Annotated in this window: 12 protein-coding genes; 10 read left to right on the forward strand and 2 right to left on the reverse strand. The window is 50.7% G+C overall.

The window, feature by feature from the left end; genetic code table 11:
• Positions 1-25: 25 nt before the first annotated feature.
• Both J3T95_RS07520 and J3T95_RS07525 read left to right on the forward strand, forming a co-directional pair.
• The gene (locus tag J3T95_RS07520; RefSeq protein WP_267450991.1) at positions 26-2,239 is read left to right on the forward strand and encodes a DUF7657 domain-containing protein; all 2,214 of its coding nucleotides are present in this window, start codon (positions 26-28) and stop codon (positions 2,237-2,239) included.
• A 1,101-nt stretch (positions 2,240-3,340) separates the two neighbouring features.
• A complete protein-coding gene (locus J3T95_RS07525; protein WP_267450992.1) occupies positions 3,341-4,528 on the forward strand; it encodes a DUF2142 domain-containing protein in 1,188 nt (395 codons plus the stop codon).
• Between the two features lie 306 nt (positions 4,529-4,834).
• Here J3T95_RS07525 and J3T95_RS07530 read toward each other — a convergent pair whose 3' ends face one another.
• Positions 4,835-5,374 carry a glycosyltransferase gene (locus J3T95_RS07530; RefSeq protein WP_324123900.1) on the reverse strand — a complete coding sequence of 180 codons (540 nt, stop codon included), beginning with the start codon at positions 5,372-5,374 and terminating at the stop codon, positions 4,835-4,837.
• A gap of 1,459 nt (positions 5,375-6,833) precedes the next feature.
• Here J3T95_RS07530 and rfbA point away from each other — a divergent pair.
• From rfbA to J3T95_RS07555, 5 genes are read left to right on the forward strand one after another with little or no spacing between them, the layout of a single operon-like run.
• Positions 6,834-7,733, forward strand: a complete 900-nt coding sequence (rfbA, locus tag J3T95_RS07535) for a glucose-1-phosphate thymidylyltransferase RfbA (RefSeq protein WP_267450994.1) — start codon at positions 6,834-6,836, stop codon at positions 7,731-7,733.
• Between the two features lie 33 nt (positions 7,734-7,766).
• A complete protein-coding gene (locus tag J3T95_RS07540) occupies positions 7,767-8,621 on the forward strand; it encodes an ABC transporter permease (protein WP_324123855.1) in 855 nt (284 codons plus the stop codon).
• The gene (locus J3T95_RS07545) at positions 8,622-9,845 is read left to right on the forward strand and encodes an ABC transporter ATP-binding protein (RefSeq protein WP_267450995.1); all 1,224 of its coding nucleotides are present in this window, start codon (positions 8,622-8,624) and stop codon (positions 9,843-9,845) included.
• 17 nt (positions 9,846-9,862) lie between these two features.
• Complete coding sequence (locus J3T95_RS07550; protein ID WP_267450996.1) at positions 9,863-11,521, forward strand: glycosyltransferase; 1,659 nt, start codon at positions 9,863-9,865, stop codon at positions 11,519-11,521.
• Complete coding sequence (locus J3T95_RS07555; protein ID WP_267450997.1) at positions 11,508-15,599, forward strand: glycosyltransferase; 4,092 nt, start codon at positions 11,508-11,510, stop codon at positions 15,597-15,599. Before J3T95_RS07550 ends, J3T95_RS07555 begins: the two co-directional genes overlap by 14 nt.
• A gap of 12 nt (positions 15,600-15,611) precedes the next feature.
• On the opposite strand, the gene J3T95_RS07560 is transcribed toward J3T95_RS07555, so the two are convergent.
• A complete protein-coding gene (locus J3T95_RS07560) occupies positions 15,612-16,640 on the reverse strand; it encodes a glycosyltransferase family 2 protein (RefSeq protein WP_267450998.1) in 1,029 nt (342 codons plus the stop codon).
• A gap of 308 nt (positions 16,641-16,948) precedes the next feature.
• Between J3T95_RS07560 and rpsF the strand changes: the two genes are divergently transcribed.
• The 3 genes from rpsF (at position 16,949) to rpsR (ending at position 18,268) form a co-directional block, all read left to right on the forward strand.
• The gene (gene rpsF, locus J3T95_RS07565; protein WP_015021308.1) at positions 16,949-17,245 is read left to right on the forward strand and encodes a 30S ribosomal protein S6; all 297 of its coding nucleotides are present in this window, start codon (positions 16,949-16,951) and stop codon (positions 17,243-17,245) included.
• A gap of 123 nt (positions 17,246-17,368) precedes the next feature.
• Positions 17,369-17,983, forward strand: a complete 615-nt coding sequence (locus J3T95_RS07570) for a single-stranded DNA-binding protein (protein WP_267450999.1) — start codon at positions 17,369-17,371, stop codon at positions 17,981-17,983.
• A gap of 36 nt (positions 17,984-18,019) precedes the next feature.
• The gene (rpsR, locus tag J3T95_RS07575) at positions 18,020-18,268 is read left to right on the forward strand and encodes a 30S ribosomal protein S18 (protein ID WP_015021310.1); all 249 of its coding nucleotides are present in this window, start codon (positions 18,020-18,022) and stop codon (positions 18,266-18,268) included.
• Positions 18,269-18,271: the final 3 nt, after the last annotated feature.

The raw sequence follows: 18,271 nt of genomic DNA on the forward strand, positions 1-18,271 counted from the left end.
CGCTTTTTTAAAGGAGAAGAAACCTATGAGCTCGCGGTTATCGGCATTCAGGGTTGGTGGGCTGGTTCACCGGATTGGCGTGGTCTTTATCGCTGTGCTCGCTGCAGCCTATTTGGAAATGTTTCTAGAAGTTGCGCACGAAGATCGTACACGCATGCCTTTAGGGCTCCTTTTCGACCATGGTCAACCCCTACATGCTCTGCGTTTCGTGGTTTTGATGGCGATAGCCGTTGTTGCCCTGTATATACTCAATTTTCACGCGCGTCGTTTTCTGCACGTTCTGCATGCTTACCGCTGGTGTATCGGGTGTTCAGTAATCATTGCATTTACGCTCTTGCGCATCAGTGGATCTTCGCTGGCATTCATATCCAACTATATTGGCGGTGAGCCTTATAACGGTACTTTGTTTGGCATTCCTAGGTCAATTCGTTCTGATGAATGGTCAGTGTTTACTCCGCTGGCTTTTTCGCAAGCGTATTCAGGGTATTCACGAGTATCGTCCATACCTGAGGCCAGCGCGATCGATACGACCATGGTCTATGCACAACCGGCATGGGCATTGGCCACCTTCTTTCGACCATTTTTATGGGGCTTTATGCTATTTGGCAGCGATAGAGGTCTAGCTTTCTTCTGGTGTGCGCGGTTAGTCATCCTTCTGCTTGTTTCCTATGAATTCGGCAGATGGCTGACCAAGGATAATCGTCAACTTGCAGCGGCCTATGGAGTTCTCATAGGTTTGGCGCCGATAGTTCAATGGTGGTTTGCCGTCAATGGCACAGCCGAAGTGCTGATATTTGGTCAAGCAGCAGTCCTTCTTTTCAGAGAATATCTCCGTGCCAGTTCAAGGCTCCATATATGGCTTCTGGCGATAGCCGCCATATATTGCCTCGGCGGTTTTTTGCTGGTCTTGTACCCACCTTTGCAGATTCCATTGGCATATATTTACGGATTGCTTGTCATCTGGCTCATTATTTGCCGTCATCGCGATGTGCGGCTCCCGAATCGTTCACCGCTGTCTATGATCGTTCCTATAACCCTGGCATTTGTAGCTCTAATGGTTTGCATCCTGATGGTTATCTATACATCCCGGCAGGCAATTTTGATGGAGAGCTCCACTGTTTATCCAGGATCGCGTATTAGCCATGGAGAAGGACTACTTCAATATCTGATGGATTATATTGCGAATTTATTTATGCCGTTGGAAGAGCATCAAGTTGTTCCTAATGCTCCAGAACGAGCTATGTTCTTTTCTCTGTTTCCAATTGGGCAGATACTAGGTATTCGGGCTCTCTTAAAAAAACGTGACGGTTTAATTATACTTTTGTTTGTTTGTGATTTGATTTTCATGGTTTATGGATTGTTCGGCTTCCCTGATTGGCTTTGCCGCATCAGCTTGATGGGACGGACGACTACAGGCAGAATCAAATTTGCTTTGGGGTTCATTGATTTGATTCTTTTGTTTAGGTCTTTGTCCTTGCTGCATAACGACGGGAATGACGAAGTGCTGCTGGTTGCTTCTGGGAATCGTACAGTTAAAGCACGTCTTTTACGTAATGCCGCTTTGGCCGTCGTCTCAGCAGCCCTGCTGATTGGCGTGACGGTATTGTTGTCAGCCTGCTCACCGCGCAAGATATACTTGATCTTTTTAATGTCGTTACTGACTATCATGCTACTTGCTGTTTTCGAATGGATTTCTGGACGCGGATACGCAAGCCGGCTGTTTCTCTCATCGATTTTGATTGTGGCTCTTGCAGGATTCTGCGTTAATCCTATGCAGCAAGGTTCCCAGAGTATTCACGAGGGCCAGGTTGTCGACATGGCATTGAAAGAGGTCTCTCGAATTCATAATTCAGACGAAGGACGACCGACGGTATTCATAACAGATGATTCTATTCATGGGCAGGCATTGATTGCTAATGGTATTCCTACCGTCAATTCTGTGAATATCTATCCGCAACTAAAGAGATGGCACATTATCGATCCGCAACATACAAGCGAAAGGGTTTATAACCGATATGCTTATGTCGATATAGACTTCACTAATACGGGACGCCCTGCATTCAAGTTGGTAGCGCCTGACAGGATGCTTGTTAGCATTCCCGTGAAGGATCTGCATAAAATTGGTGCAACGCATGTGCTGACTAGTCGTGATCTTACTGAATTCGTGGACGGTCATAGGTTCTTGCGCAGGATAGAGACAAGGAATCATCTGAATCTTTATGAGGTGGAAGTCAATTAAAAAGCCTTGGTGCACGTTCGTGGTCAAAAGATTATGAACGTGCTTGATCCAGCAGGTAAAGCACAAAATTACACAGGTCATACGTTGAGGAAGGATTAATCGTGCAATTTGCTGACTGTCTACTTGGCGATACTGTATAAAAGGATGATCGTCGGCTGCTGATTGTTCACGGTGTAAGGGCAGTCCTTCGTCGCCAAATCCCCACCCCTGATTGGGTAATGGCTCTTTCAGGATAAAATGCCAACGTACTCTGAGAGGATAAAGTTTTACATGCCATCGGTGAAATTGTCCTCGAAGAGTTACCCCCCCCCCTATATGTGATCGACTCTGGTGTTGGTAACCAGTAACAAAGCAACAGCATATATGCTAGGGACCTTCTCCATGCAATATGGTAGATCACCGATTTCGTGAATATTCTGGATGTAGAATGTTTCAAGGGGTCAGTTGCCTCTTCAAGACTCTTGTCGGTATAAGTGCCGTCAAGAGCTGTTTGATATTGAGACCTTCGAGATGTCACAATTGTCGGCAAATGCTAGGAGCTCTCTCGTTGCGGGATCAACGCCGACACCTGTACTTAGTTTATGGTTGTCGTTACCTCAGTATGCCATACTGATGTGGGGATCCTATTCTGAGTATTAAGTGCATATCTCTGCAGAACAATTCGTGGAGCCGCCACCGATAAGTACAATGCTCATATTGATGTAGAACTGATTTCAAATGGGAATCAGGCAATCCGAAGTATGCACGCTGGAATCATATACAAATACGATGATGCTGGCTGCAGCTTGAAAAATAATCAGGTTAGGAATAGGGCTATCCGATACTGAGGTGAAATCAGTCAGATACTGTTCCAAAGTAGCTCAGAGTACTGTCTTGTCATGTTCTTTCGGATTGATTTGGTCTGATAAGCTGACACTAATACATTTATTACTGATCTGGAAGAACCACGTATGCTGTACTTACGAGGAGAGTATCACGGAACAGGCAAACAACTTCACAGCTTTTATTGCTCTGATGAGGGAATACTGGCGTAGATTCAGACGATGGTTAGGTTGCCCGGCCTTGTTTTATCTATTGGTAACGCTTCCTTCCGGCATATTGATGATTGCATTTGATAAGCGGCGTTCATGGCCTGATTATCAAGATCACTGGCATCGAGTACTTCAAATAGTCAACGGTCATTTTCTTGCCCAACCGAATCCGGATGGCAGTGGTGGGTATGGCGGCCTGGATTCAAACGGTGTCTTTCAGGTTTTCAACAATACAGCGATCAATTCGCCATTAGTATATTTTCCAGGGGTGCTCGGATGTGGGCATCAGCGTTTGGCAGCCCTGTTCACATTGATAATATGCGCTTTGACCATAGCTGTAGGGGTCCGTATCTCAGGTCTCTATTACCCCGCTTTCCTGGGCATCGGACTTTTGCCGATTGTGTTTACCTCAATCTGTTGGCCTACGGCCGACGCGGTTACGAACGCTTTCAGCATTGTATTTGTAGCCTATGTGGTTCATCTACTCCAACAAACCGGACCGCTGAAACAGCGCTCTTTAACAGTTCTGTGCTGTATGTCGATACTGCTGGGCTTCATTAAGATCACCTGTGCTGTTTTGGTACTGCTGGTTTGGTTGTTGCCTCTTTCCAGAAAAGGCAAGGACAAGGCTAAAACTATGTGGTCGGCTGCAGCATTATCTACTGCATGCACAATTTTTGCCTTATTGACCTGGATGTCTTTGACTTCGCGAATACCACCCAGTGCAATAATTGATCAGCATGGATTCAACTTGGCCAAAAAAAGGATTTTTCAGCATCCATTACTGATGATCCGGAGCTTGATCGTATCATTCATCCAACCTATCAATACCACGGGGGACAGTCACGATATCGAACGTAACGTTCAATTGTTCACGGGTATCGGGCCGGATGCACTTTTGCCAGCTGGAGTCATGGTTCCCGTGCTTATCATTTGTTGCCTGATGATCATCAAAGGATGTGCAGGTATGCACCATGGCGGTCGAATTGGCATAGCGATAACGGTGTTGATTGTATTGGCATTTTTTGCCCTTACTGGAGCAGGTTTGGAATCTTCATGGGGTTCTCATTCTTTAGGAAAATATATTGGAGGGCTTCAGAGCAGGTATTATATTCCGATATACGCGGTGCTGGTTTTGATCATGCCTAATTTTGGGATACGTTTTGACAATCCCAAACTGCTGAAAAAGGTTGCTGCAATTTTTGTGGTCTGGTCATATATCGGCATGCTCCTGGCGCACTGTTTGCCATTCCAATGACCATTAATTCCTGGGCTGGCTTCAACGTAGCCGCTCTGTTTTTATGGTCGAGGTTCAGAAAACTTATCCTTTTATGGTTTCCAGTCCGTCTAATCGGGTTCCTGTTATGTATAAAGCGCATAAAGTCAGCGGACCAGCTCCTGTGTAATGCCAAGAGCTAAAGGAATATTTCCATTCCATGTCGTTCGCCGGATCGAGTTTATACGAGTGGGCGGAGCTTGCTCCATTTCTCTTGCTGACTCATCAAAAGTGCTCCTCCCTGATCTGCTCTTAGCGAATGTAATATCTGCGCAGTTCAATGCGCGATCAGGCCCTTCTCAGAATTCGATCCGAATCAACTCTTTGCACGGCGTAGTAGTTGACGTTCTCGATGAGTCTGCCGAAATAGCCAAGGTGGGTCCGTGGCGTGCCGACCATGATATGCCCGGCCACGCCTCCAAGCCCCAGAACAATGCCAGCATGCTGAATGGTGTTGACCGGGTAATAGAGCTTGGCTCCAACAACTCCTATCCGTTGCAGCTGGGCGAAGGAGACCATGCGCGTCATCCAGAGTGGGCTGATGACCTGAGTGTCGTCGTTCAGGAAGAGAAGGTATTCCCCCCTGGCCTCCTTGGCGGCCAGGTTGTTGATGCGGGAGAAGTTGAAGGGAATGTCGAGCTCGAGCACCCTGAACCTGTCGCCCAGGCGCTCCTTGTATCTGGCATACAGATTCTTCATGGCAGGGTTCCTGCTGCCGTTATCAACGATGAGCACCTCATAGTTCGCGTACTGGGTCTTCCCGATAAGCGAATCCATGCACCGCTCGATATTGTCATAGCCATCCTTAGTAGGAATAATCACCGACACAGGACCAAGATCGTGAACAGCATCGCTGATTGGATTGGGAGGTTATCTTCTATTCCAACTGATATCTGCTTGCTCTTAAAAAGAGCGATTCCCGATTCTCGAGAAAATGCCTGAATGGTGACTGCATCCTGCGATTTTGGAAAAGAAGAGATGGCCGGCAAAAAATATTATTCCGGGATTTCTTATTCTACTCTGCAAGCACACGGCAGCAGCCATGGATGGTTCGAGCAGTGCTGACAGCAGAACAAGATGATAAAGATTTCCACGTAATTCAGAACAGCATCAGTTTGAACGCTGCCTCGGCGTTATCCGGGTCATCCATGCTCCTATGATACAAGCTCCATGGGCAGCGGAGAATTCTAGGCGCTCGGATGTATTTTTTGCTTGGGCAAAGGTTCGGCCAGGTCTTTATCATTTGCCTGCCTGCCTTACCTTCAAGGCATTTAGGTGCCAAGAAGTGCGGACAACATCTTTCCAATCCGGAGGTACAAGCCAGTGCATCCCTATTGGTCCCTGGAACGAGAGGAGACCTATCTCTTTTTCAGCCTTGCCGACTCTCAGCTCAAATAGCCCTTGCCTTGACCAATGCGAACTGAACGAAGCTGATGCGAATCAGCCCATACAGGTCTAGGTCTAAAACTCGAAGCCCTGCTTCAGATCATGGTGAATGGTGGTGGTGACCGGCTACGGCAGGTATGTATGCTATTGTCAATGCCTGGGACTCTTTTGTCGTTGGAAGGGCTGGAACGAACCATAGTCAGCAGTGTGCACGGAAATCTAGGGCATGGAGTCGGATAAGCCTGGCAAGGTGACAGATGTCTTCGACGATTATGCCATCGAGGAACAGCATAGAGAACATCACAAACCAAAAATAGTATGGTTTTGAACAGATTCCGCCACTGCATACTTCGGATCAGCTGGGTGAGTGGCAAGGAACACGATTTCGTCAAGATGATGATGGGATTGTCAGACCTGGTGGTGAATTCTCATAATAACTTGATTAGGCAGAATGGCCTTCACCAAAGATGCGTGTGCTGCCATCTTCCTTCGCTCGAATTTGCGGGCAATGTATTCTACTTACATCCGACCAATTCTAGGCCCATGGTTCCTGCTGGGATGAAACCGCAAACTGCGTCTTCGATCAGGCTAATGGCAACGGTGGCAAGTGAAGCCAGTGCCTTCTGGGGACCTCTACGTAGTTGCTGCTGGTCTGGCCTTTCTGGGGCCAACTTACCACATTCTCTTTCTGAATGAGATCAAGGCTTTTGGAACCAAGCCCAGAGATCGCGGCACTGTCCGACTGCGTCAAGTTTTTGCTCCCCGCTGACCGTATGCGGGGGAACGGCAGAGATTTTTCGCAGTTCATCGATTCCTGCAGTTGGTTGGCAGTAAGCTGTTTTCGGTTTGACACAGATGTGTGCAGTCATTAGTGCATGGATCATAAGAAAGGCGTCACGTGATGAGAGGCATCATTCTTGCAGGCGGTTCGGGCACCCGGCTGTATCCGCTGACTACGGTCACTTCCAAGCAACTGCTTCCGGTGTATGACAAGCCTATGATCTATTACCCTCTGAGCGTCCTCATGATGGCGGGCATCAACGAGATATTGATTATCTCGACTCCGATGGATATCGGTAATTTCCAGCGTCTCTTGGGTGATGGGAGCCGGTACGGCATCAATCTCTCCTACAAGGTCCAGCCCAGCCCGGATGGTCTGGCCCAGGCATTCATTTTGGGTGAGGATTTCATCGACGGTAAACCTTGCGCCTTGGTCCTTGGCGACAACATCTTCTATGGGAACGGCCTTGGCCGCACTCTGAGGAGCGCAGCCGGCAACCAGCACGGGGCGACGGTATTCGGCTATTACGTGGAAGATCCGCAGCGGTACGGCGTGGTCGAGTTCGATAATGACAACAAGGTCGTCTGCATTGAGGAGAAGCCTGAGCATCCGGTCAGCAACTATGCGGTCACTGGACTATACTTCTATGATGAGAGGGTTACTGAGTTCGCTAAGCAGGTTAGGCCTTCAGCACGTGGCGAGTTGGAAATCACTGATTTGAATCGCCTTTATCTTCAAGACGGATCCCTATGTGTTCAGACACTGGGGCGTGGCTATGCATGGCTGGACACAGGGACGATGGATTCCCTCTACGAGGCTGGCGAGTTCGTCAGGACCGTTCAAAAGGCCCAAGGTCTGCCCATTGCTGTCGTAGAGGAGGTGGCCTATGAGAATGGCTGGATCACCCGTGAAGAATTGGTCGAAGCAGGCCAAAGGTACGGCAAGTCTCCATACGGACAGCACCTGTTGGATGTTGCCAACAACAAGATCATCTTCAACAAACATGCGAATCAAGCCTGACGAATCAAAACTTGTTTCGAAGGTGCGGATTCCGTGGCCAGGAATCACTGGGGAGATAAATTGAAGATTACAGAAATTTTCAACAAAAAGAATCGGCTGTTGCTTAAAGCTATGGTTTCCACGGATTTCAAGTTGCGGTATCAAGAATCTGTCTTGGGGTACCTGTGGTCGGTTCTCAAGCCCCTGATGCTCTTTGCCATTATGTATGTGGTCTTTGTGCGTTTCATGCGATTCGGAGCGGATGTTCCGCACTTTGCTGTGGCTCTTTTGCTCGGCATCATATTATGGAACCTCTTCAATGAAACAACGACCGGAGGCATGCTCTCGATTGTAGGGCATGGAGACCTTCTGCGTAAGATTTACTTCTCCAAGTATGTGGTTGTTGTGGCGTCATCGATGAGCGCCCTGATCAATTTTGGGTTCAACTTCATAGTTGTCATCATCTTCGCTCTGATCAACGGTGTCAAGCCATCATGGTCTAACCTACTTATTGTGCCAATAGTGTTTGAATTGTATCTCTTGGCTTTGGGTATCGCTTTCTTTCTTAGCGCGCTTTATGTTAATTTGCGCGACCTGAACCCCATCTGGGAGGTCGTGACTCAGGCCGGTTTTTATGCCACGCCGATCATCTATCCGATCAGTATGATTTCCTCTAAGGCCGGCAACTATGGTCCTATTTTCGCCAAGTTGGACCTCTTGCTCAATCCTATGGCCCAGATTGTTCAGGATGCCCGACATGTGTTGATTTCCCCTGCTAACCCCACATTGTGGGAATGGGAGAGCAATTTTTTCATCGCCTGTTGGCCTGTCGTTTTTTCTCTACTGATCTTCCTGCTGGGCCTGAGGTTCTTCACTGTTAAATCCAAATACTTCGCGGAGCTGGTATAAATGAAGTTTTCGAATAAAACCGACAGCCTGCCTGAGGACGTGGCGCTGAGGGTTTCCCATGTGTCCAAAGACTTCAAACTGCCCTATGAGAAGACCAACAGCCTTAAAGGTGTCGTCTTCAACACGATTCGTCGTCAGAACGGATATACCATTCAGCACGTGCTCAAGGACATTTCCTTCGAGATAAAAAAAGGCGACTTCTTCGGCATTGTAGGTAAGAATGGTTCAGGCAAGTCCACACTCCTGAAGATCATCTCCCGAATCTATTCTCCAAATAGCGGCAAGGTCCAGGTCAATGGGAAATTGGTGCCCTTCATCGAGCTGGGCGTGGGATTCAATCCTGAACTTACGGGCAGGGAGAATGTATACCTGAATGGGGCTATGCTAGGATTTACCCGGGAAGAGATTGACGATATGTATGATGATATTGTCAGCTTTGCCGAGTTGGGTGACTTCATGGAGCAGAAGCTGAAGAACTACTCCAGCGGCATGCAGGTGCGACTCGCTTTCTCCGTGGCAATCAAATCACAGGGCGACATTCTTGTTTTGGATGAGGTGCTGGCTGTAGGAGACGAGGCTTTCCAAAAGAAATGTCAGGATTATTTCTTCGAAGCTAAGCGTGAGAGGAAAACCATAATCCTGGTCACCCACTCTATGAGCGATGTCCGCAAGTTCTGCAACAAGGCCATGCTGATACAAGATGGGGTCATTTCCAAATTCGGCATGCCGGATGACGTGGCCAGCGCGTATTCCGACTACTTCCTTGAGCAGCAGCAGAAGGCAGTGCAGAAAGACAATGAGGCGGTCCGTCTGGAGCATGGCAACGGCATCCGGATGGTCGATGTTCGGGTCATGGTCAACGGGAGAAACACCCAGCTGCTCGATATAAACCAGAACTTCACTATAAGAATCGTGTTCGAGTGCGACCGGGATATACCTCGTGGAGTCTTTGCTATTAACCTGATTGACCAGCAGGGCAGGGTGGCCCTAGCCACCTCGAACAAGATCAATTCGGACAAGGACACCTTCACCAAGGGACGCCATGAAATTGTATTCGAGATCGAAAACGTGTTGGCTTCCGGAGATTACCACGTCAATATTGCAGCCGCTTCAGGCAACGACCTTTTACTTAAGCAATCCACTGTGTACCAGTTCCAGGTTCGCAAGGCCAAGCTGTATGATCAAAGCTTGACTCACCCTAAGATCATTGTAAAGCTGACCTGATGATGACATCTAGGCGCATGCAGGGAGAACGCGTACTTATTACCCAGAGCTCTTTGGATCATATAGGGGGCAGTGAGGTGCAGGCCTTAGAGCTGGCCCGATACCTTCAGAGTGCTGGGTGCACCGTTACGGTCTATGCCTGGATTGTCGATGACCTTGTCAGTTCCCTGTTTATTCAGTCCGGCGTTCGGATTATCACCAGCGATATGGCGGAGTCTGCGGATTTGAGTATGACGGATTTCGACCTCATCTGGGTGCAGCACGAGGTCTTGCCTCGGGCCTTTTTCCGACAGGTCGCAGGACTGGGTTCCGGCCCTCGCCCGTGCGTGGTCTTCTCTCATATGTCTCCGTACCGTGAAGTCCATCTAGAGCAGCCCTATACCTATGAGTTGGAGAACCGACTTGCGGATCGGATCGTATTCAATTCTCCGGGAACTCTCGAGGCCCAGCAGAGGTACTTTCCCAGGAATGATTCCCGCTTTGCCATATATCCCAACCCTGCTCCGATGAGCTTTGTTGAGAGGCGGCATGCCGTTCGACCTGAGCTGGGCAGAATTCTCATTGTCTCCAATCACACACCGTCCGAACTTCTTCAAGCAGTTGACTCGCTTAAAGCGCAGGGTCTAGTGGTGGACAGGTTGGGCGATGTGACCGAGGAAGCCAATTCTTTAACCACGCCGGATTTGCTGGACAGGTATGATTGTGTAGTAACCATCGGCAAGACCGTGCAATACTGTCTTGTTCAAGGCATACCGGTTTTCATTTACGACCGGTTTGGCGGACCTGGCTATTTGACGGCGGAGAACTATGAGCGGGCTGCTCGGTTTAATTTCTCTGGCAGAATGGAGGGCTCCTGTCCATCCTTGGTTGCTGAGATCAGTCGTCATGCTGAGAGTACGATTGATGGCTCCATCCTGGCGGCTCAGATTCTTGAAGGGTACACTGCTGCTTGCAATTTTCAGACAGCTTGGCACGACGAGTTCATTCGCCGTTTTTCGATTGACAGGGCCGTGGACCGTGTGCTTGGTGATATGTCTGCCAGACCAGAACCCCTGACAGGCATTGATCAGGGCTATGTCGATTATCTTTTACGGAACAGCCAGATGATCGAGGATTATGTCCGCTCCAACCAGCTAGCCAACAACCCAAAATTGGCTTTTTACCGGCAACAGATTCAACTGTTTCGAGGCAAAAATAATGCTTTTCCTGTCAGCGGGCGGACGACGCTTTTTGAATCCATGCAGGAGGAGAACCATCTTGTAATACCGGCGGGCGATTATGGGATCTGTCGGATCGATTTTGGCGAGCTGCCCTGTCTAATTACCGATCTGACTGTTCGTGCGCCCGCTGCAGCCAAGGTAAAAGTTAGCTCAAATGCCTCTTTTGCGAATGCGGGTACTATGTTCTTTTTCTCCCCTGATCCCCAGCTTTATATAGAAACAGATCCCTCGGGGAAGGAGGTTTCACTGGCTGCTCGCGTATATCCTCTTGACCATGTCCCTCCCCGCCCTCTGGCCATGTTGACCGAACGGATCCGACGGCATCAGGACAGTGACCGTGTTGATCTTGAGCGATGGCATCGATTCAGAAATCAGCCGCTTGTGTCTTTATTGATCAAAATTTATAGGACTCTTAGAAGTGTGAAGACGAGGAAGCAAAAGGATGATCGTTCATAGCGCCATGAATTATGAGGTTTCCATTGAGGATCTGGTGAGAAACCCTACAACAGGCATCGTAACGGTATCCGGTTGGGCTGTGGATACCTATCGCAGGATCGCACTGGGCATACGATCCAAGGATGATGACGTCACCGTTGAACGGCAGGACAGGCCGGACATCACCACCACCTTTGAGCTGAAATCTTCAGCCCGACCGGGATTTGTCGCCGTAATTCCTGCTAACAAGGGGTCATTCAGTCTTTTCTTTATGATTAACGGTGCCGAGCGACCGATTCAGATAGACCTGGCATGCTTGGAACAGAGGCTTAAAAAAGACAGAAAGAGGCAACGCTTGAATCGGATTGCCCGTCGTCTTGTTCAAGACTCTTTCTCAGCCAATTTCAGGGCCTTGGTGAAGCATTTGAAGAGAAGGATTACCAAGCGGCAGAAGTTTTATGACGAATGGATACGGACCCACGAGGTAGAAAAGCCCGAGGTGGCGAAGCATGCCTTAGAGGGGTTTGCCAAGAAACCCCTGATTTCGATAGTGGTCCCCGTATATAATGTGGATGAGCAATGGCTGCGCAAGTGCGTAGAGTCTATAAAGGCCCAATGGTACTCAAACTGGGAACTTTGCCTGGCCGATGACCATTCCCCCGATGCATCGGTGCGGACCCTGCTGAAGGACATCTCCGCCAGTGATTCTCGAATCCATGCAGTGTTCAGAGAGAAGAACGGCGGGATATCCGCTGCCACGAACTCTGCTATTGAGCTGGCCACGGGGCAGTTCGTCGGCTTCATGGACAATGACGACGAGCTTGCTCCCAATGCCCTCTACGAGGTGGTCTTGGCGATCAATTCCGATCCCACTATCGACTTCATTTATACGGATGAGGACAAGATTACGGAGAAGGGAGTCAGATTTGATCCTTTCTTCAAGCCGGATTTTTCTCCACACCTCCTGCTGAGCCATAACTACATCACCCACTTCGTGACCGTCTCCAGAGCACTGCTGCAGAAGGTCGGAGGCCTGAACTCAGTCTTCGACGGGAGCCAGGACTACGACTTCGTCCTCAGAGCGACCGAGCAGGCGAAGAAGGTTCATCACATTTCACAAATCATGTATCACTGGAGGACCCTTTCCAGCTCGGTGGCGGGGGACCCCCGCAGCAAAATGTACGCTTATAGAGCCGGCAAGTCTGCGCTCGAAAATGCCCTTGAGCGTCGGGGGATCGACGGCAGCGTCAGTATGCTCGATAATCTCGGCACTTATAAGATCGACTACCGTGGCGAAGCGCCCTCAGTGGCTGTTGTTGCTTCAGGGTATACGGAGGAAAAGCTCCACGAGCTTGAGGCTGGAACTGACTACGCCAGGGTGAGGTTCGTGCCGGCTGGCGGGAAAGGTTACGACGAGGCTGCGCGTGGATGCGATGAAGACATCTTGGTCTTTTTGGATAGGAAGAATCCCAAAAGAACCGACTGGCTGACCGAGATGGTCAACTACATCCGAGACGATCAGGTAGGCGTGGTCGGCGGCAAAATCATGGATGGCCAAGGCCGCGTTGCAAATGTGGGGGTGACTCTGCGCGCGATGAAGGCGGGCCGGCCCTTTGAGATGCGAGGAGACTGGGACCAAGGCATTGGATATTACTTCCGCGACCTTCTCCCTCGGGACATGTTTGCCGTTACAGAGGACTGCATGCTCACTCGGCGGCGGGATTTCGAAAGAATGAGGGGGTTTGATGAGTCCCTTCCAGCAGGTCTTCAGGGCATTGACTACTGTGCAAGACTACAGCAGGAACACGGGCTTACCACCCTCTGGCAGCCTTATTCCCTCTTCGTCGACAATGCAGAAAATCTAGCGGAGATATCCCGTGATGACTTAGATCGATATCTGGCTGCTCATCAGGACATGGTTGATCCATTCGCCTCGGCTTTCTTTCCCTCCTTGAAGCCAGATCACGCCCCTCTTGAGGGGTCCATTGACCAGATTCTGGTTTCTTCGGATTTCTCCGCTATCACCGTGACAGGTTGGGCGGCCGATTTGGAAGCGCATGAGCCCGCGTTGATAGACATATCACCTGGAAAAAATGCCAGTCTGGGAGAAGTAGAGCGGATGCTTAGACCAGATGTGAATATGGCCATGGCCATGCCCATCGATTCAGAGCTTGGGTTCAAGGTAAGGATCGGTCTGCCATACGGGCTGGCAGCCTTTCGCTCTGAGCACCCTGCTTTGGTCTTTTCTGGCCCTTCCGGTCATGTTTCCATGTCTTTGAAAGTACCTCGCTCACGGGTAATGTTCAGGTTTGAGGACCTGCTCAGACGGGCTGCTGCTATTAGGCATCCCCGTCGTCTTGCTCGGTGCCTTTCTGATCGCTATTTGGCGCCTCGCCGACAGCAAAAAGCTTACAGGAAGCTCATCGCTCGCACTGAACATTACGATAGGGCGGCTGTTGAGTCCAATATCGAAAGTTTCGTGCATAAACCTCTGATCTCCATCTTGGTGCCTGTCTACAACGTCGAGCCGAGGTGGTTGCGGGCCTGTGTGGATTCCATCCGCAACCAGTATTACACCAACTGGGAGCTCTGTCTGGCCGATGACTGCTCCACGGATTCCCGAGTGGCTGCCGTCCTCAAACAACTGAACACAGAGGATGAACGCATCAAAGTCGTGTTCAGAACTGAGAATGGACACATATCGCGGGCAACCAACTCAGCCCTTGAGATTGCAACCGGAGAATTCGTGGCTCTAGTCGACAATGACGATGAACTGCCTCCTCAGGCCCTTTTTGAGGTGGTCAAGCGGCTCAATGCAAAACCTGAAACAGACCTGGTATACAGCGATGAGGACAAGGTGGATGAGCAGGGCCATCGGTTCGACCCGCATTTTAAGCCCGACTACGAGCCTGATCTTCTCCTGAGCACCAACTACATCAGCCATTTGGGCGTTTACCGAAAGTCCATTGTCGATAAAATCGGTGGTTTTCGGTCTGGATATGAGGGTTCCCAGGATTATGACATGCTTCTGCGGTTCATGGAGCAGACCGAGCCTTCAAGGGTTCAGCACATAGCAAAGGTGCTCTACCACTGGAGAACGTTGCCCACTTCGACCGCCTCCAGCAGTGGTGCCAAAGATTATGCATCGGAAGCGGGAATGCGTGCTCTTTGTTCGGCGATGGAACGCAGGGGAATCGAAGCTGATGTGGCCTCGGCCGGTCCAAGCGGCATTTACGATGTCCACTATCGCATTGATGGCTCGGCCTTGGTGTCGGTGATTATTCCTACTAAGGATGGCTATGACAATATCGAGCGGTGCATGGATTCGCTTATCGGGAAGACCCAGTACGCGAACTATGAGGTGCTCATCGTTGATAACGGCAGCAGGAACCCTGCCATGAAGAATCTGTATGCCAGATACAAGGAGCGCCTGGGCGACAGGTTCAGGGTGCTTGAGCTCGACATTCCCTTCAACTTCTCCCGCATCAACAACCTGGCCGCCAAGGAGGCCAGGGGGGAATACCTTCTCTTCCTGAACGACGACACTCAGGTCATCAGCCCACTCTGGATGACGCGCATGGTCTCCTTCGCCCAGCTGCAACGGATAGGAGTTGTTGGAGCCAAGCTCTATTACCCGGTCAACACCATTCAGCATGCTGGCATTGTTCTGGGGCTTGGAGGCGTGGCCGGGCATATCATGGTCGGCACGCCACGGACCCACCTTGGCTATTTCGGCAGACTCATCGAGAACGTCAACTACTACGCCGTGACGGCGGCATGTTGCATGGTCAAGGCCAAGGACTTCCAGGCTGTGTCCGGCTTCGACGAGGATCTGGCGGTTGCATACAACGATGTCGATTTGTGTGTGCGGATTCATGATCAGCTGGGCAAGGACAACGTCTGGGTTCATGAGGCGGAGCTCTACCATTTTGAGTCGGTGACTCGGGGAAACGATGCCAAGAATAAGCGGAAAAGGGAGAGGCTGGAAAGGGAGTCCGAGATTTTCCGAAGCAAACATGCCGATGCAGTTGAGAACGACCCCTATTACAACCCCAACCTATCCAGGACGTCAGGTAACTTTTGGATCCGAGAGGACTGAATTTCCAGCTGGCTAGGCTATATTTTTGATCTTGGCGTCATAGACCAGCTTTTCTAGATGTCTGACCCATGTAGTGATGGTGCAGCGGATTCTCTGGAAAATCCCCATGCTCCTGAAGAGGGTTTCGGCCCGCTTCCGGTCCAGACGCAGTTTCTGTTCGTTGCTCGGATCCGACCCTCCTGCAGAGGTTTCCGAACGGAGACCATCCCAAATGGAGTAGTAACTACGCATTGGGGTGATTCCGCTGTCATGAGCTAATTTGAAATTGGTAAGGCCAGCATAAACATTGTCTCTGTAGAAGTCCACGCTACGGAGGGTATGGGTTACGGATGAGGGCGACTGCAGCCAGTAGTACAAGATCGCATCAACGTCTGCTACCTTGGACATTTGTCGGTATAGCGGGCCAGCCACCATAATGTCCTGCGCATAGTGACCAGGGGGGAAGCGGATGCTCTTCCACAGCTCAGCCTTGTAGAGTCTGCACCAATTGGCCTCGTTGAAATACCTGGCTTCACCAGAACTGTCGATCATATCCATAATGATGCGAACACTCTTACAGAAGTAGGTCTGATAAGCCTTGAGGGGATTGGTAATGACTTTTATGCTCCGGGGTGTAGCGGCACCGTAAGCGGCTTCATTGGCGATAAAATGCATCTGTGAGGGGCCAAATTGCCGCCATCTGGCTTTACTCATGTCGGCATCAGTGGATTTCAGGGCGTAGAGAAGTAATTCGATGTTCCTCCTGTCAAGAACGTCATCGTTGTCAGCGAAGGCCAAGTAGGCGCCCTTGCTGGCATCAAGACCTGCGTTTTGGGCCATGGAGATACCCTTGTTCTCTTGGTGTATCACCTGGATGCGATGATCTCGGGCCGCATATCGTTCGCAAATGCCGCTGGATCCGTCTGTGGATCCATCATCCACCAGAATAATCTGCAGATGCCGGTATGTCTGCCTACAGATGGAATCAAGGCAGTATGGTAGATATTTGGCTGAGTTGTACACAGGAATGATGATGGATACCAAATCTTGGCTGACAGTCATAGGAGCCAGTCTAGTGGGGCTTTCCTATGTACCGTGCAGAGTATTGAAATCAATACTTGCCCCCCCCCCCCCCCTGCCGATTCGTCTAGGTTTTGCAACAGCCACGGCAAATCGTAAGCAGAGGGCTTCTGAAGTGGTGCAGAGCAAATGATTGTGCATTCAGCGTTCCTGCTGGGATTCAGTCCGGCTAACAGTATATTATACAAACATAGTTCGGTGGTTCTGGCGTTACAGAAGCCAGTCCGTCGGCTTGAAGCACCCTCCTGTCACGGAAGGTCCGTGACCTGTAAGTCCAAAGGAGGTGGGTGATGTCTGCGCATAAGTATGAATTGATGTTCATTGCCGATCCGGCCATGGATGAGCGCTCGCTGAAGAAGCTGACCGACCAGTATCTCGAGGTGGTCACCAAGGAAGGCGGCTCCGTCGACAACATCGATGTCTGGGGCCGTCGCAAGCTGGCCTACGAGATCGACAAGCATAAGGAAGGCAACTACGTGGTGGTTGAGTACACCTGCGAGCCTTCTGCCAGCGCTGAGCTCGATCGTGTGCTCAACCTGAACGAGTCCGTCATCCGCACCAAGATTCTTCGCAAGGATGACAAGTAAGCAAACAGCAAAAGGACGTCGGAGCGTCGGCTGAGATTCGAGCCCCGCGTCGATGGTTCAAGGGTGCGGGATTCGCCCCAGCAGGCCCATTCCCAAGTCCTCATTCCTAGGAAAGGTCGTGACATGGCGGGAGATACATATATCACCGTAGTGGGTAATCTCACTGCGGATCCGGAGGTGCGTACGACCTCCAACGGAGGCACGGTGGCCAACCTGACCATCGCGTCCACGCCCAGGCAGTTCAACAGGAACTCGGGGCAGTGGGAGGACGGCGACTCGCTCTTCATGCGTTGCTCGGCCTGGGATTCCACTTACAGTCCCATGGCCTCGAACATCCAGGCCAGTCTGGCCAAGGGCATGAGGGTGATCGCTCAGGGTCGTCTGGTGCAGCGCTCCTATCAGGATCGTGAGGGCAATAACCGCACAGTCGTGGAGCTGCGTCTGGACGAGATCGGACCCGCACTGACACGGAACACCGCCCAGGTCACTAGGAACTCCAACACTGGTGGCGGTGGATCCCGTGGTTTCGCAGGATCCGCCAATGGCGGCTACCAGGGTGGGGCTTCCTACCAGGGTGGCGCTGGCACGGCATCGGCTCCTATGGGTCGTCAGCAGCCAGCGCAGACCCAGCAGGCCCCTGCTCAGGATCCTTGGTCATCGACCGGGTCCGGCGATTCCTTCGGATCCTTCGGGTCCACCGGCGAGTTCGGTGGTTCCGGGGACGAACCCGAATTCTGAAGTTTCATAGCGTCATCATTCATTTAAGGAGAACATATGTCACGCAAGAGGCCGCAACCGCCGGTCAAGCCCTTCAAGAAGAAGCCGAATCCTCTGAGGGCTGCCAAGATTCATACCATTGATTACAAGGACGTGGCTCTGCTGCGCAAGTTCATCTCTGACCGCGGCAAGATCCGTTCCCGCCGTATCACCGGCGTCACCGTCCAGGAGCAGCGCGAGATTTCCAAGGCCATCAAGAACGCCCGCGAGATGGCCCTGCTGCCCTACGCCACCAACGGTCGCTGAGGG

Source organism: Bifidobacterium sp. B4079 (assembly GCF_026537385.1).
Lineage (GTDB): Bacteria > Actinomycetota > Actinomycetes > Actinomycetales > Bifidobacteriaceae > Bombiscardovia > Bombiscardovia asteroides_I.